General features: G+C 69.8%; 11 protein-coding genes. 9 read left to right on the top strand and 2 right to left on the bottom strand.

Annotated features, from left to right (window positions below; genetic code table 11):
* Positions 1-75 precede the first annotated feature (75 nt).
* Together RVX_RS12545 and RVX_RS12540 are read right to left on the bottom strand one after the other, a co-directional pair.
* Positions 76-2,391: a PAS domain-containing sensor histidine kinase gene (locus tag RVX_RS12545; protein ID WP_116306168.1), complete on the bottom strand. Its 2,316-nt coding sequence runs from the start codon at positions 2,389-2,391 to the stop codon at positions 76-78.
* Positions 2,388-3,470 carry an ABC transporter substrate-binding protein gene (locus RVX_RS12540; protein WP_230404613.1) on the bottom strand — a complete coding sequence of 361 codons (1,083 nt, stop codon included), beginning with the start codon at positions 3,468-3,470 and terminating at the stop codon, positions 2,388-2,390. Before RVX_RS12540 ends, RVX_RS12545 begins: the two co-directional genes overlap by 4 nt.
* A gap of 300 nt (positions 3,471-3,770) precedes the next feature.
* On the opposite strand from RVX_RS12540, the gene amrA reads away from it, so the two are divergent.
* From amrA to RVX_RS12495, 9 genes are all read left to right on the top strand, one after another.
* Complete coding sequence (gene amrA / locus RVX_RS12535; RefSeq protein WP_116306165.1) at positions 3,771-4,481, top strand: AmmeMemoRadiSam system protein A; 711 nt, start codon at positions 3,771-3,773, stop codon at positions 4,479-4,481.
* A 220-nt stretch (positions 4,482-4,701) separates the two neighbouring features.
* Entirely contained in the window at positions 4,702-5,868 is a 1,167-nt protein-coding gene (locus RVX_RS12530; protein WP_116306164.1) for an MFS transporter, read from the top strand.
* Positions 5,869-5,926: 58 nt separating this feature from the next.
* Positions 5,927-6,466, top strand: a complete 540-nt coding sequence (locus RVX_RS12525; protein ID WP_116306161.1) for a hypothetical protein — start codon at positions 5,927-5,929, stop codon at positions 6,464-6,466.
* 7 nt (positions 6,467-6,473) lie between these two features.
* A complete protein-coding gene (locus tag RVX_RS12520; RefSeq protein ID WP_116306159.1) occupies positions 6,474-7,406 on the top strand; it encodes a universal stress protein in 933 nt (310 codons plus the stop codon).
* A 261-nt stretch (positions 7,407-7,667) separates the two neighbouring features.
* Complete coding sequence (locus RVX_RS12515; protein WP_230404612.1) at positions 7,668-10,016, top strand: PAS domain-containing sensor histidine kinase; 2,349 nt, start codon at positions 7,668-7,670, stop codon at positions 10,014-10,016.
* Positions 9,994-11,982 carry a sigma 54-interacting transcriptional regulator gene (locus RVX_RS12510; RefSeq protein ID WP_116306157.1) on the top strand — a complete coding sequence of 663 codons (1,989 nt, stop codon included), beginning with the start codon at positions 9,994-9,996 and terminating at the stop codon, positions 11,980-11,982. Before RVX_RS12515 ends, RVX_RS12510 begins: the two co-directional genes overlap by 23 nt.
* Positions 11,983-12,338: 356 nt before the next feature.
* Entirely contained in the window at positions 12,339-13,160 is an 822-nt protein-coding gene (locus RVX_RS12505) for a substrate-binding domain-containing protein (RefSeq protein ID WP_116306156.1), read from the top strand.
* Positions 13,161-13,341: 181 nt separating this feature from the next.
* Entirely contained in the window at positions 13,342-14,037 is a 696-nt protein-coding gene (locus RVX_RS12500) for an ABC transporter permease (protein ID WP_420192313.1), read from the top strand.
* Entirely contained in the window at positions 14,034-14,810 is a 777-nt protein-coding gene (locus RVX_RS12495; protein WP_230404610.1) for an ABC transporter ATP-binding protein, read from the top strand. Before RVX_RS12500 ends, RVX_RS12495 begins: the two co-directional genes overlap by 4 nt.
* Positions 14,811-15,180 lie beyond the last annotated feature (370 nt).

The following is a 15,180-nucleotide window of genomic DNA, read 5'->3' as shown; positions in this document are numbered from 1 at the left end:
CTTTCTCGCGTCGGTGGACAGGCCGCGCCGCAGGCTGCGGGGCGCGTCCGTCGGCTGCGAACCGGGCTTCGTCCGCTACATCTGGCAGCCGGGAAACTGTGGCGGCGGGGCTGGCGCAGCGCATTCGCCGGTGGGCAGCGGCAGGCGGACGATGAAGGTGGTGCCCCGGCCTGGCTCCGAGGCCACGTCGAAGGTGCCCCCGTGGTTGCGGGTGACGATGAAGTAGGACACCGACAGGCCAAGCCCGGTGCCCACGCCCACCTCCTTGGTGGTGAAGAACGGCTCGAACACCCGCCGCCGCACCTCTTCCGGCATGCCGGTGCCGTTGTCCTGCACTTCTATCCGCACGCAGGCCCCGTCCACCCTGGTGCGCAGCACGATGCGCGGCTCTTCGCGCGTGGCCCCGCCCTGCGTGGCGATGGCCTGGGCGGCGTTGCGCAGCAGGTTCAGCATGACCTGGGATATCTCCTGTTCCGAGCAGACCACCGGCGGCAGGTCGGGCGCGTAGTCGCGCACGATGGCGATGTTGCGGAAGTCGTAGCGCTTCTTCAGGTCGTAGTCGCTGGCGGCGATGTCCACCGTGCGGTCCAGCAGGGGGTGCAGGTCCACAGTGGTGCGGCGGTCGCCGCTGGCGCGGCTGAATTCCAGCATGTTGGTGATGATGTGGGCGGCCCGGCACCCCGCTTCGCGGATGCTTTCCAGGAATTCCATGATCCGCCGTTCGGTGAGGTATGCGCGGATCACCGGCAGCGAACAGCCCAGGCGCTGCGCCGCCTCTTCGTTGGCGGGCAGGCCGTCGGCCAGCCTGCGCTGGATGTTCTGGGCCCCCTGCAGGATGGCCCCCAGCGGGTTGTTGATCTCGTGCGCCATGCCCGCCGCCAGGCCGCCCACGGAAAGCATCTTTTCCGACTGCACCAGCACCTCTTCCATTCGTACCCGCTCGGTCACGTCGTCGATGCGCAGCACGCCGCCGTCCGTGGCGCCGTCGCCGGTCACGTCGCCGGTCATCTCGCTGTTCATGGGGTACAGCGAAACGTCTTCGTAGCGGTAATGCCCCTCGTGCAGGGTGACCACCCGTTCGCGGTTCACCGGAATGCGGCGGGCCAGCGCGCTGGCCAGCCGGATGGCCACGTCCGCGTAGCCGGGCAGCAGTTCGGCCAAGGGCGTGCCCGCGGGCGTCATGGCGTGCCCGGTGCGGCGCAAGGCCGCCGGGTTCATGCGCACCGCGCGGCAATGGCCGTCCAGGGCGATGATGGCCGAAGGCATGGCGTCCATCATTTGCTGCACGTAGGCGCGGGTCCGGCGCAGCGCGGCCTCTCGCTGGCGCACCGTGGCCGCCATGTCGCGGAATTCGCGGTCCACCTCGGCCAGTTCCGCAAGCCGGTTGCCGTCCGGGGGCGGCAGGTCGTAGCTGCCGCCGGAGACCAGCCGGATGGACTGGCAGAACGCCGTCAGCGGCCGGGCCAGGCTCCATTCCAGTTCGGCCAGCAGCGACACGGCGAACACCGTCAGCAGTACCGCAAGCAACAGCAGGAAGATGGCCATCTCGCGGGCCACCTCGGCCAGCACGGCCCCCTGCCGCTTCAGGGTGATGATGGTCCAGCCCGGCCCTTCAACCTCGGCCGTGCAGGCGAACCACGATTCCCCGTCCAGCCGTATCCGGTGCACGGCCCCGTCGTCGCGGCGGGGCGCGTCCCCCCTGGCGGCAAGGCCGAAGAAGGGCAGATGGCCGATGTTCTCCTGGCGCTGCACGCGGGGCAGGTCGGGGTGGGCGATGAGGTTGCCGTATGCGTCGGCCAGCAGCACCGCGCCATCCTCGCCGGGCAGCAGGTGCTGCACGTGGTCCTGCAACTGGTTCAGCCGCAGCGCGCCCACCAGTTGGCCGCCGCCCTCAAGAGTCTCGCTGATGTACACCACCACTTCGCCGGTGTCGGGCAGGGGGGCCGGGCTGCCGAGCATGTAGCCGCGCCCGCCCGGGCTCTGCCCCGCACGGTCCCGCAGGACCGGAAAGTCCACCATGACCGGGCCGTCGGGCAGCGAGAAGACCACCCGCCGCGAGGCGTCGAGCAGCATGACCCGCGCGAAGTACTGGCGGGTGGCGCGCCTGCGCCCCAGTTCCTCGGCCATGAGGGCGGGCGAGGGCGAGGCGGGCAGCGCCGACGCCAGTCGGCTCAGGGACTGGGCGGCATTGTCCACATGCTCTTCGATGTAGTGGGCCAGCGTGGCCGTGAGCAGCGAGCTTTGCCGCTCGAAGTCGGCCGTGCGGCCAAGGTAGGTGAAGGTGCCCGCGAAGGCCAGGATGCACACGGCAAGCAGCGCCAGCCACACCAGCAGCCGGGTGTGCAGCAGGCGGCGCAACGTGCGCGGCGTGGTGGCGGTTGCGGCGTTCATTGCAGGGTCGCGAACTCCCCGTCGCGGATGGTCAGGATGAACGAGCGGCGGTGCACGTCGCCGTACTGGTCGAGGCTGATGGGGCCAAGCACCCCGGCAAGGTCGCGCACCTCGGGCAGGGTGCGCGGCAGCATGACCGGGTCGCCACCGGCGCGGGCCAGGGCGTCGCCCAGCACCATCACCGCCTCGTAGGCGAAGGCGGCGGCGAAATTGGGCTCCCAGCCGAAGCGGGCGGCATAGGCGGCGTGAAAGTTGCGGAAGGCCTCGTCGTCAAGGTCGGCGGCGTAGGCGTGGGCGAAGACGATGCCCTCCACGTCGCGCCCGCCCGCCAGCAGCAGTTCGCGGGTGTAGCCCCACGAGGAACTGTACATGGCGGGAAAGAACCCGTCGCGGTGGAACGCCTGCGCGGCCATGGCCACATCGCGTGCCGGGCATACCAGCAGCACGCCGGAGGCGGCCGACTGCCGGGCATGGAGCAACGCCTCGGCAAATGCCTTTCGATCAGACGTGACGTAGGGCAGGTCGGCGGCCACGGTGCCGCCCAGTTCGCGGAACCGGGCCGCGAAGGCTTCGGCGAAGGGAGTGGAGAAGGGGGCGTTGGCGGTTTCGCGGACGATGGCCACCTCGCGCAGCCCGTGCGCGCGGGCATACGAGGCCAGGTCCGTGGCCCACGAGGTGTTGGCGGGAATGACCCGGAAGAAGCCGTCCGCCTTGCCCTCCAATTCGGGGGTGCTGGTGGTGGGCGAAATCAGCGGCACCCCGGCGGCCTCCCACAGGGGCAGGGCAGCCACGGTCTGGCCGCTGGTCATGTGCCCCACCGCCACCTGCACGTTGCGGGCAAGCAGGCGGGTGACGGCGGCGCGGGCGTCATCGGCCGATGTGCCGTCGTGCTCCGCCACCAGTTCCAGCCGCCGTCCGGCCACGCCCCCCGCAGCGTTCAGATGCTCCACGGCCAGTTGCCCGCCGTTGCGCCCCTGCACGCCAAGGTCGGACATCAGCCCTTCGAGTTGCCCGGCAAAGCCGATGCGCACGGCGCGCGGCTCGCGCGGCAGGCCCAGCATCGCCATTGCTGCGAGCACGGCCACGACCGCAGCCACGGCCACGGCCGGAAGGGCGTACCGCGGGCGGCGGCCCGGTGCGTTGCCTTGGGGTGGGTGCGGCATGTGACCTCTCGCGGGGCAATATGTACAAAATCTTATAGCGGGCATGCGGGAAAGTCCATCCGGAGACACTCTGTGCGACCCCGGGGATATCCCCGCCAGGGCGGCGGACCCCGGCCGCGCATGGGTGGACGCGCCGGACCGGCTCTGGCACCATGGCCATGCGCGGTCCCCGCCGGGCGGCATGACGTCGCCGCCGGGCCGCGCAAGGGAGCCACCATGTCCGCGCCCCATGATTCCACGGGAGCCGCCAGCGCCGGTGACGGCGCGTTCCGGCTGGAACTGTCCGCCGACGAGCGGGCCTGGCTGCTCGACCTGGTCCGCTGGGTCGTGCTGCGCCAACTGGCCGACGATGCAGGAGAACACGGTATGCCTGGCGCTTCGGGTGGCCCGTCCGACCCGTCCGACCCCTCCGGACCGGCCGGGCTCGACGCCATGGGCGAACCCGGCGAGACCGACGTCCCCGCGCCGCCCCCCGGCGTGCTGCACCGTTCCCTCGGGGCGTTCGTCACCTTCAAGAAGGACGGACACCTGCGCGGATGCATCGGCTCCATGGTGGGCGACGGCCCGCTGTACCGTACCGTGGCCCGCATGGCCCGCGCGGCGGCCTTCGAGGACCCGCGCTTTCCGCCCGTGACCGCCGCCGAGGTTCCCGCGCTGGAACTGGACATCTCGGTGCTCGGCCCCATCACCCGCTGTGCGGACCCCGCCGCCGTGCGCATCGGGCGGCACGGGCTGCTGGTGCGCCAGGGGTTCCGTTCCGGCGTGCTGCTGCCGCAGGTGCCCGTGGAATGGGGATGGGACCGCGAGACCTTCCTGGCCCAGACCTGCCGCAAGGCGGGCCTGCCCCCCGATGCGTGGCGAGGTGCCTGGCGGGACGGGCATACCGAACTGTACTGGTTCGAGGCCGAGGTATTCGGCGACGCATAGCCGCCCGTCGCCGCCCCGCGCTCCGCGAGGCCCCGTCCGCAACGCCCCGCCCTTCGGTGCGGCTTCATGCATCGTGTGCCCTCGCTGCTGCGCGTGCGCCCTTGCCGCGTTGACAGTGCCCACACGCGGGAGTAGGGCACACCTTCCGACACCGGCCCCCCTCCCTTCGCATTTCCCCACCCGGCGCGGCCTTTCCGGTCCCGCCCCGCAGGAGCCCTGCGTGCAGCGCATTCCCGATCTGCCCACCATTCCCAACCGGCCCATGTATGTCTTTCTGCTGGTGCTCACCCTGGCCAACGCCATCGGCTACCAGGGCTGGAGCACGCTCTACACCAACTTCGCCGTGCACGAGGCGGGGCTTACCGGCGCGCAGAACGGCCTCGTCCAGTCGCTGCGCGAGGTGCCGGGCCTGTTGTCCATCGGGGTCATCCTGCTGCTGCTGGTGCTGCGCGAGCATCGCCTGGCCGCGCTTTCAGTGGTCATGCTGGGCGTGGGCGTGCTGGCCGCCGGGTTCTTTCCGTCGTTCGGGGGCATCGTGTTCACCACCATGCTCATGTCCTTCGGGTTCCATTACTTTGAAACCACCAACCAGTCGCTGATTCTGCAATACTTCGACGTGCGCACCGCGCCGCTGGTCATCGGGCGGTTGCGCGGGCTCAACGCCGGGGGCAACCTGGCCATCGGCGCGGTGATCTTCGTGGCCGCCGGGGTGCTGCCCTTTTCCGGGCTGTTCGCCATCTCGGGCGGGCTGGCCGTACTGGCCGGGCTGTGGGCGCTGACGCAAGACCCCCGCGCCCAGGGCCTGCCGGTGCAGCGCCGGGGCATGGTCATGCGCAAACGCTACTGGCTGTTCTACCTGCTCACCCTGCTGGGCGGTGCGCGGCGGCAGATATTCATCGTGTTCTCGGCCTTTCTGCTGGTGGAGCGTTTTGAATTCGGCGTGCGCGAGATGACCCTGTTCTTCATGCTCAACAACGCGGTGAACTGGTTCCTCAACCCGCTCATCGGCAGGGCCATCAACGCCGTGGGCGAACGCAGGCTGTTGGTGCTGGAATGCCTGTCGCTGGGGGGCATCTGCCTTGCCTACACCGTGGTGGAAGACCGCTGGCTGGTGGGGCTGCTGTACGTGCTGGACCAGATATTCTTCAATTTCATCGTGGCGGTGCGCACCTACTTCCAGAAGATCGCCGACCCGGCAGACATCGCCCCCAGCATGGCCGTGGGGGTGGCGGTGAACCACGTGGCGGCGGTGGTGGTGCCCGCGGTGGGCGGCATGTTGTGGATGATGGACTTCCGCATTCCGTTTTATCTGGGCGCAGCGCTGGCTGGCTGTTCGCTGGTGGCCACACTGTTCATGCGGCTGCCCGCGCGGGGCGCGTCTTGCTAAATGGTCCGGCAGCGACTACCCTTGTGTGACGATCCGTGAACCGCAAGGAGGTTGTGTCATGTCGCGCCCGTCCCCGCTCTACATCCCCGCATCGAGACCGCGCCCATGGGCGCGCCTGCTGCTGTCCGTTTCGTTGTTCCTGATCGCCGCCGCACTGTTTTCCCCCCTGGCGGGTTCCCCCGTGCTGGCCGCGCAGGCGGCCGACGCAGCGCCCAAGGCCGTTGCCGACAAGCCCGCGCCGGGCGTGGACCGTGCCGTGCAGGTTGCCGTGGAGCACGAGGGCACCGACAGCCTGGGTGCGCGCCTGGCCTTTCGCCTGAAGGACACCTTCAACTCCAGTTCGCTGTTCGTGCTGTCGGAAAAGGACGCGCCCAAGATCCGCGTGCTGCTTTCCACCATGCCGGAATTCCCTTCGCGCCCCTCGGTTGGGTCGGCCTATTCCGTGGTCTGGGTGTTCTCGCAGAGCGAGGGTACCTTGCGCCACTACCTGGCCCGCGAGGTGGGCGTGGTGACGGCCGAAGGCGTGGAAGACCTGGTGGCGCACATCGCGGAGCGCACCGACGGCATTTCCGTGCGCTACGGCTACCTGTTCCAGTAGGCCCGCCATGGAGCGCCACCTGCTGCTGACCATGGGCGGAGACGGCGGTGAATCGTGGAACCTGCGCTTCGTGGCCGGGTTCTTCCGCAACAAGTCGTCCCTGCGGCTGACGCTGTTCTACGTGGTGCCCGACGCGTACAGTTCCGGGCTTGGCGAGGTGATCCTGTCCGACGCGCAGATGCGGCAGGGCATGGAGCAACTGGCACGGGCGCGCAAGTGGGCCGTGGAGCACGGCTTTGCCTCCGAAAACGTGGAGATGCGCGCGGTGCCCCGCCAGTTCGGCGTGGTGCGCGACATCGTCGAGGAAGCCCACAAGGGCCTGTACGACGCCGTGGTGTCCGGCCGCCGTTATCTGGGCTGGCTGGAGCAGACCTACACCACCAGCGTCTCGCGCGGGCTGCTGGGCGAGGAGATAGCCTTTCCCCTGTGGGTGTGCCACCAGCCGGAACCGGACCTGTCCGACGTGCTGCTGTGCGTGGACGGATCGGGCGAGAACCTGCGCATGGCCGACCACGTGGGGTTCATGCTGTCCACCCCCGGCGCGGAGAACCACACCGTGACCCTGCTGCATTGCCGGGAGCCGGAAAACGGCGCGGGGCGCGGCGCGGCCGGTGCGCACGGCCCTGCCGGTCTGCCGGGCATGGCTGACGCGCCCCTGTCCGGTGAAGAGGCCATAGCCGCCGCGCGCGATGCCGTGCTGGCCAACGGCGTGGACGAGTCGCGGGTGCGGGTGCTGATGGTGCACGCCCGCGACAGGACGGACAGGGGGGACAAGGCGGAAACCATCCTGCGCGTGGCCGAGCAGGGCAGGTTTGCCGTGGTGGCCGTGGGCCGCCGCACCGCCCTGCCGGACACCCTGATGCGCCGCATGTTCGGTCGCAGCGTCAGCGAACGGCTGCACGACCAGGTGAACCGTTTTTCCCTTTGGGTGAGCAAGTAGACCATGCCCAAGCGCGCCGCCCACCGCCCCGGCACGCCGCCCCGCGCCGGGGGCTCGCCCCCTCGGCCTTCCGTGCCCACGGCAGGTCCGGCGTCTTCGGCGACGCAGGGGGCCTCCGCGACTTCCCCGCCCGGCGCGACTTCTCCGCCGGGCGCGTCCTCCCGTACGTCGGGGGCGTCTTCCCTCGCAGCGGAGGTGCCTTCCGGGCCGGGCATGCCGGGTTGTCCCGCGCGTGCCGCCGCCGCGCCTTTCGCATCTTCCATGCCCCACTCGTCCCCCTTGCCCGGAAAGGGCGCGGCCGTGCCGCCCGACACGCCATCTGCCGCCCCGGCCGAAATGTTTCCGCCGCCCCCCCCGCAAACCCCGGAACAGGAACTGCACCGCCTGCGGGCCGAGGTGGCCGTGCTGCGCCACCGGCTGCGCAAGGCAGAGGCGCGCCTGCTGCCCCTGAACGCCGACCCCGAAACCCCGGACATGCTCCTGGACGCCGTGCCCCTGCTGGCCCTGTGCGTGGATGCGGACGGCCGGGTGCGCATGGTCAACCGGGGATTCGAATCGCTGTTCGGCGTCTGGCGCATGGAGGCGCGGGGCCGTCGGCTGGAGCAACTCGTCCCGCCCGGCGTGGCCGCCCAGCTTGCGCCCCTGCTGGCCCGCGCCTTCGCGGGCGAGCAGCGGGTGACGGGCGAACTGGCCGTCACAGGCCGCGCGGGCGAGCGGCATTTCAACGTGACCCTGGCCGCGCGGGGGATGCCGGGCAACGGCATCATGTGCCGGGTTCTGCTGGTGGGGGTGGAGATCACCGACGCCGTCATCGCCCGCCGTGCCCTGCGCGAGGTGGGCGAAACCCGTCGCGCCCTGCTGGACGCCGCGCCGGGGGCCGCCTTTCTGATGGAGGCGGACGGCACCATCGTGGCGCACAACAGCGCCGCGTCGCGCCATGCCTGGCGTGACGGGCAGGACATGACCGGCGAAAGCGTGTTCGCCCACATGCCGCCGGAAATGGCCGCGCGCCGCCGGGCGGAGCTTGGCCAGTGCATCGCCGCCGGGCACGCCGGTTCCTTCGAGGATCGGGACGGGGGGCGCGTTCTGCGTCACAACCTGGTGCCCGTGCGCGACGCGGAAGGCCGCGTGGCCCAGGTCGCCGTGTACGTGCACGACGTGACCGTCCAGCGCCGGGCCGAAGAAGAGCTGCAGGCCACCCTGGAGCGCAAGGACCGCATGGTCCACGCCCACGAGGCCGCGCTGGGGCGCCACGAGCGGCTGCTGCGGCGCATCTACGACGACGTGCCCGTGGGCCTGCTGCACACCAGCGCGGCGGGCAACGTCATCGAGGCCAACCGCGCGCTGTGCACCATCACCGGGCTGACCCTGGGCGAGATGCGCGGCATGCACGTGTTGGACCTGGTGCTGCCCGAATACCGCGAGGGGCTGGCCTTCGAGATGCAGCGCAACCGGGCGGAGCGCGACCGGGTGGCCCGCTTCGAGGTGCGGGTGCGCCGCTCGGACGGCCAGATTCGGCTGTGCCGGGTCACCTCGACGGTGGTCTGGGGCACCGACGACCAGCCCCTGTTCGGCCTGGGCGTGGTGGAGGACCAGACGGAACTGCACCGCCTGCGGGCCGAGGCCGTGCGGGCCGGGCAACTGGCCGCGCTGGGCGAACTGGCCGCCGGGGTGGCGCACGAGATCAACAACCCCATCAACGGCATCATCAACTGCGCCCAACTCATGCTGGACGACGCGGACGTCTCGGCCCAGGGGGGCATGCGCCACGAGCCGCAGCCGGAGCTGGCCGGACGCATCCTGCGCGAGGGGCAGCGCATCGCGGGCATCGTGCGCAACCTGCTGTTCTTCGGGCGCGACCGGCGCGACACCGACGCGCGGGTGGACCTGCGCGAGGTGCTGCACGACGCCCTGGCGCTCAGCCGCGCCCACATGGAGGGCGACGGGGTGGATATAGAACTGGATCTGCCCGACGAGCCGTTGATGGTCGTCGGCCGTCCTGGCGAGTTGCAGCAGGTGTTCATGAACCTGCTGGCCAACGCCCACCAGGCCATGAACGCGGTCCCGCCCGGAGAATCCGGCAGTCTGGCCGCGCACCCAAAGCGCCTGACCCTTGCGGCGGCCCGGTCTTCCCAGGGGCCGCACAGGACGGGTGCGCGACGGGGCGCATCGCCGAGTGATGGCGGCGACCGCTGCCGGGGCACGTGCATCGCCGAGCGCCGCGGCACGCGGCGGCCCGGCGGGCGGCTTGCGGTAAGCGGACCCTGCGTATGCGTGACCGTGGCCGACACCGGCACGGGCGTTGACCCGGCGGTGCTGGACAGGGTGTTCGAGCCGTTCTTCACCACCAAGCCGGAGGGCAAGGGCACCGGGCTCGGCCTGTCCATCAGCTACGGCATCATCAAGAGCCACGGCGGCTCGCTGGTGCTGGACAGCGACGGGCGTTCGGGGACCCGGGCCGTAGTGATCCTGCCGGAGGCGGCGGTTGCCGCCGAGTCCGCTGCGCCCGGCGTGGAAAACGCCCAAGACGCGGCGGACGCCAGGGGCGCGGCCAAAGGAACGAATATTCCTGGGGGGGAGGTCGCCCATGGCGAAGATACTGCTCGTTGACGACGAGGAGAGCATCCGCTTCACCCTTTCGGCCTTTCTGCGGCGCGACGGCCACGTGGTGGTCACGGCCGCGTCCCTGGACGAGGCGGCGCGCGCGCTGGAACCGGCCAACGGCGGCCCGCCGGACCTTGTGGTCACCGACATCGTGCTGCGCGGCGAGAACGGGCTGGATTTCACGCGCCTGGTGCGCGAGCGCTGCCCCTTCGTGCCGGTCATCCTGCTCACGGGCCGCCCCAGCGTGGAATCGGCCGTGCGGGCCGTGTCGGAAGGGGCGGAGCAGTACCTGATCAAGCCCGTGGACAAGGAGCAGATGCTTCAGGCGGCCCGCAGCGCCCTGCGTCACAAGGCCCTGGATGACGAGCGCCGTTCCCTGGTGGCCGAACGCGAAAATTTGCGGGTGCATCTGGAGGCGGTGTTCCAGGCCGTGCCCGACGTGCTGGTGACCGTGACCCCCGAGTTGCGGGTGCAGCGCATGAACCTTGCCGCTCGCGAACTGCCGGGCGGCGCGCGCGAGGCGCGCCAGACGGTGGGCCGCCGTTTCGACGAGGCGTTGGGGGTGTTCGCGCCGCTGTTCCGCCCGGTGCTGGACGAGACCCTGGGCACGCGCCGGGCATCGCGGCGGCGCAGGGTTTCTGCCCAACTGGCCGACGGCCGGGAGCAGGTGTTCGAGATCGAGGCCGCCCCGCTGGCCGGGACCGGGGGCGAATTCCTGGGTGCGCTGCTGGTGGCGCGCGACGTCACCCGGCTGGCCGGGCTGGAGGAAGCCCTGGGCCAGCGGGCGGGCATGAACCAGATCATCGGGCGCAGCACGCCCATGTGCGAGCTGTTCCGCCTGCTGGACGAACTGGCCCAGACCGACACCACCGTGCTCATCACCGGCGAATCGGGCACCGGCAAGGAACTGGCGGCCGAGGCCCTGCACCGGGGCGGGCCGCGCGCGCTGGGGCCGCTGGTCAAGGTGAACTGCTCGGCGCTTTCCGAACACCTGCTGGAAAGCGAACTGTTCGGCCATGTGCGCGGGGCCTTCACCGGGGCCGTGCGCGACAGGGTGGGGCGCTTTCAGCTGGCGCACGGGGGCACCATCTTCCTGGACGAGATCGGCGACGTTTCGTCCGCCGTGCAGCTCAAGCTGTTGCGGGTGTTGCAGGAACGCGAGTTCGAGCGGGTGGGCGACACGCGCACCGTGAAGGTGGACGTGCGGGTCATCGCCGCCACCAACCGGCCGCTGCTCGATCTGGTGCGCTCCGGCAGGCTGCGCGAGGACCTCTACTACCGGCTGCGGGTGGTGGAACTGCACCTGCCCGCCCTGCGCGACCGGCGATCGGACATTCCGCTGCTGGTGGATCACTTCGTGGAGCAGTTCAACATCCATTTCCACCGCCGCGTGGGCGGGGTGACCCCCGCGGCGCTGAACGCGCTCATGGCGCACGCCTGGCCGGGCAACGTGCGCGAACTGCGCCATGCGCTGGAGCACGGCTTCATCCTTTCGCGGGGCGACGTCATCGACGTGGACGCCCTGCCGCCCGAAGTGCGCATTGCCGCCGGGCTGACCGTTCCCGCGCCGTCCATCCCCCGGATCATCCCCTGCGAGGATGTTTCGGCGCATTTTGGGCCGGGCGAGATGGCGGCCCCGGCCGCGCCCCCGCGCATTCCGCCGCATGGAGCAGGGCATGGGGGCGTTTTCCCCGACGGCACTCCCGTGGACCTGCCCTTGGCGGGGCGTGGGCTGCCGCAAGAACCTTACGGCGGCCAGGTGAACGAAGACGGCGCGCCCCACGGCCCGGAGGCGACCCGCCGCCAGCGGCTGACCAGGGAACTGCTGGGGGGCGCGCTGCGCCGGGCGGGGGGCAACAAGGCCCGCGCCGCCCGGTTGCTGGGCGTGTCGCGCCAGACGGTGTACCGCAAGCTGGTGGAATTCGGCATGGCCGATGCCGATGGCGAAGACGAGGGGGGCGGCGGCGACTGATCGTCACGTTTCAGCCGCCCCGGTGCGCAAAGACGCCCCGCCACGGCCGCATGCGCACGACGCCCCGCCCCGGAACCCGGAGCGGGGCTTTTTTCGGCAATGCACCGCCCGCAAGGGCGGCAATGCGGCGCGGCGGCATTTCATCCGCTTTTTCTAGCATGTTTGTTTGAGTTTATTTGGGGTGTTTATGGGCGGATATGGTTACTTATGGTTTGAAGCTGTTTGTCTCGGGAAAGGAAAGTGTCAATCCTTGTGCACGTTTTCCTCTTGTTTCGTGACTGTTATGGCTGCTAGCATTGACGACGATTGGAGAAAAACCGGACCCTCATCGACTAACGACAACCCCGGAGGATGCCATGCGTCGTCTGCTTCTCGTGCTTTGCCTGTTCACCGTGTTGCTGCCCGCGCAGTCCATGGCGGCGGACAAGGTGCTGATGATGGCCACCACCACCAGCACCGCCGACACCGGCCTGCTCGACGACCTCGCCCCCGCCTTCCAGAAAGAGACGGGCATCGAGCTCAAGTTCACGGCCACCGGCACCGGCAAGGCGCTGGAAATGGGTCGCAGCTGCAACGTGGACGTGCTGCTGGTGCATGACCCCGAGGCCGAGGCCAAGTTCGTGGGTGACGGCTTCGGCATCAACCGTGTCCAGCTGATGTACAACGATTTCGTCATGGTGGGCCCCAAGGCCGACACGGCGGGGGTTAAGGGCAAGACCGTGGCCGAGGCCATGAAGGCCCTGTCCGGCGGCAAGGCCCCGTTCATCAGCCGCGGCGACAAGTCCGGCACCCATGCGCTGGAACTGCGCCTGTGGAAGGACACCGGCGCGGGCGTGCCCGAAGGCAAGGAATGGTACGTGGAAGCCGGGCAGGGCATGATGCGCACCATCGCCATGTGCGCGGAAAAGAGCGGCTACACCCTTACCGACCGGGGCACCTGGATCAAGTATGAAGCAGGCCTGAAGGAACCCGGCCCGCTGGCCATCGTGGTGGAAAAGGACCAGAAGCTGTTCAACCAGTACAGCTCCATCACCGTGAACCCGGCCAAGTGCCCCTCCGCCAAGGCCGACCTGGCCGACGCCTTCACCAAGTGGATGGCCAGCCCCTCCACCCAGAAGCGCATCGCCGACTTCAAGCTGATGGACAAGCCGCTGTTTACCCCCAACGCGGGCAAGTAGCTTCCTTTAAGGTTGAAGATACCCGGGCGGCGGGGCGGCAGTGCCGTTCCGCCGCCTTCGCGTGGGCGTCAACCGAACCGGCATGCCCGCATGCCCGGCAGTTGGGCATCTTTCATTGGTCATCGCCGTTGCCTGCATGGCGGGGCAGCGTTTAGAGTCCCCGCAAGGAGCCTCCAACCCCATGGACTACCTGCTCGACGGCCTCGCCACAGCCCTGCGCCTGCTGGCCATGGGCGACGCGGAAACCTTCTCCGCCGTGTGGATCACCCTCGCGGCGTCGGGAATGTCCATCGCCGCGTGCCTGGCCATCGGCGCGCCGCTCGGGTTTCTGATCGGCTACCACGACTTTCCCGGCCGCAAGGCGGTGCGCATCGCCGTGGATACGGCGTTGTGCTTCCCCACCGTGGTCATCGGCCTGCTGGTGTATCTGTTGCTGTCGCGGCAGGGGCCGCTGGGCGAACTGGGGCTGCTGTTCACCATTCCCGGCATGTCCATCGGCCTGACGTTGCTGGGGGTGCCCATCGTCATGGCCATGACCGCGCTGGCCGTGGAACAGGCCGACGCGCGCCTGCGCCTGACCCTGCTCACCCTGGGGGCTGACGGGCGGCAGATGCTTACGGCCACGCTGTGGGAAACCCGCTACCACCTGATGCTGGCGGGGGTGGCGGCCTTCGGGCGCATCGTCTCCGAGGTGGGCATCTCCATGATGGTGGGGGGCAACATCAAGTGGCATACCCGCACCATCACCACGGCCATCGCGCTGGAAACCGGCAAGGGCGACTACGCCCTCGGCATCGCCCTGGGGCTGGTGCTGCTGGCCATCGCCCTGCTGTTGAACCTGATGCTGGCGGCGCTGCGCAGGAGGGCGGGACGATGAGCGGAAACAAGATGCCCAGCGGGCTCCCTGTGCCCCCCGTTAGCCCCGTTCTCCCTGACCTTGACGACCCTGCCGAGGCGAGCAGCGGCGTGCTGTGCGCCCGTTGCCACGTGCCGCTCTATCAACTGGAAGGCGTGGTGCGCCGCCATGGCGAACGCACCGTGCTCGACGTGCCCCGGCTGGACATTGCCGCCGGGGGCATCACCGGGGTGGTCGGCCCCAACGGCGGCGGCAAATCCACCCTGCTGCGCCTGCTGGCCCTGCTGGACGCGCCCAGCCAGGGCGTGCTGCGCTTTGCGGGCGAGGCGGTGGGGCCTCTGTCTTCCGCGCGCACGGCCGAACTGCGCCGTTCGGTGACCCTGCTGCTGCAGGAACCCTACCTGCTGCGCCGCAGCGTGTACGAAAACGTGGCCTTCGGCCTGACTGTGCGGTCCGGGCGCGGCGTGCGCCATGCGCAGGACGCCGTGCGCGAGGCGTTGGAACTGGTGGCCCTGGACCCGGACGTGTTCCTGCGCCGCCGCTGGTTCGAACTTTCCGGGGGCGAGGCCCAGCGCGTGGCCCTGGCCGCCCGGCTGGCCTTTTCGCCCCGCGTGCTGCTGATGGACGAACCCACGGCCAGCCTGGACGAGGACAGCGCCGCGCGCATCGCCGACGCGGCCCGCGCCGTGGCCGGGCGCGGCACCACGGTCATCGTGGTCTCGCACGACCGCGATTGGCTGGAGCCGTTGGCGGGCCGCATCCTGAAGGTGCGGCGGGGGCAGGTGGAAGGATAGCCCGGCGTGGGCATGCCTCCGCCAGTCGCGCGCCCGTTCCGCTGCCGCCCCGGCAGGGCCGCCGAGTCCTGTCCTGCTCTTTCATTCGTCCCCACGCCCAGCGCCTTGATAATGACGCGAACGCCGCCCCCGGCCATGTGCAGGGGCGGCGTTCGCATTTCGAGCCTTGGGTGTGTCGGATGTCCGATGTCTGGAAATCGTAGAAGGGTTTTTCAGGCCAGGAAAGCCTGTTCAAAAAAATTTAGACTTTGGCGTGATTTTTCTAGAGATGGCGGCTGATGCGGGATTGATGCGTTGCGCGATTTCTACGTCCCCAGGGTGCAGCAAACGCCGGGTATAGATTGGGGGATTGCGCGGCAAGGGGGCGTAA

It is taken from the genome of Nitratidesulfovibrio sp. HK-II, assembly GCF_003402415.2.
In the GTDB taxonomy this organism is placed as follows: Bacteria; Desulfobacterota; Desulfovibrionia; order Desulfovibrionales; family Desulfovibrionaceae; genus Cupidesulfovibrio.
This window is presented reverse-complemented; position numbering and strand designations above follow the sequence as displayed.

Excerpts from the sequence above, each read along its gene's own strand:
- RVX_RS12545 (WP_116306168.1), bottom strand. The coding sequence starts at position 2,391 with ATGAACGCCGCAACCGCCACCACGCCGCGCACGTTGCGCCGCCTGCTG.
- amrA (WP_116306165.1), top strand. The coding sequence starts at position 3,771 with ATGTCCGCGCCCCATGATTCCACGGGAGCCGCCAGCGCCGGTGACGGC.
- RVX_RS12525 (WP_116306161.1), top strand. The coding sequence starts at position 5,927 with ATGTCGCGCCCGTCCCCGCTCTACATCCCCGCATCGAGACCGCGCCCA.
- RVX_RS12520 (WP_116306159.1), top strand. The coding sequence starts at position 6,474 with ATGGAGCGCCACCTGCTGCTGACCATGGGCGGAGACGGCGGTGAATCG.
- RVX_RS12515 (WP_230404612.1), top strand. The coding sequence starts at position 7,668 with ATGCCCCACTCGTCCCCCTTGCCCGGAAAGGGCGCGGCCGTGCCGCCC.
- RVX_RS12510 (WP_116306157.1), top strand. The coding sequence starts at position 9,994 with ATGGCGAAGATACTGCTCGTTGACGACGAGGAGAGCATCCGCTTCACC.
- RVX_RS12505 (WP_116306156.1), top strand. The coding sequence starts at position 12,339 with ATGCGTCGTCTGCTTCTCGTGCTTTGCCTGTTCACCGTGTTGCTGCCC.
- RVX_RS12500 (WP_420192313.1), top strand. The coding sequence starts at position 13,342 with ATGGACTACCTGCTCGACGGCCTCGCCACAGCCCTGCGCCTGCTGGCC.
- RVX_RS12495 (WP_230404610.1), top strand. The coding sequence starts at position 14,034 with ATGAGCGGAAACAAGATGCCCAGCGGGCTCCCTGTGCCCCCCGTTAGC.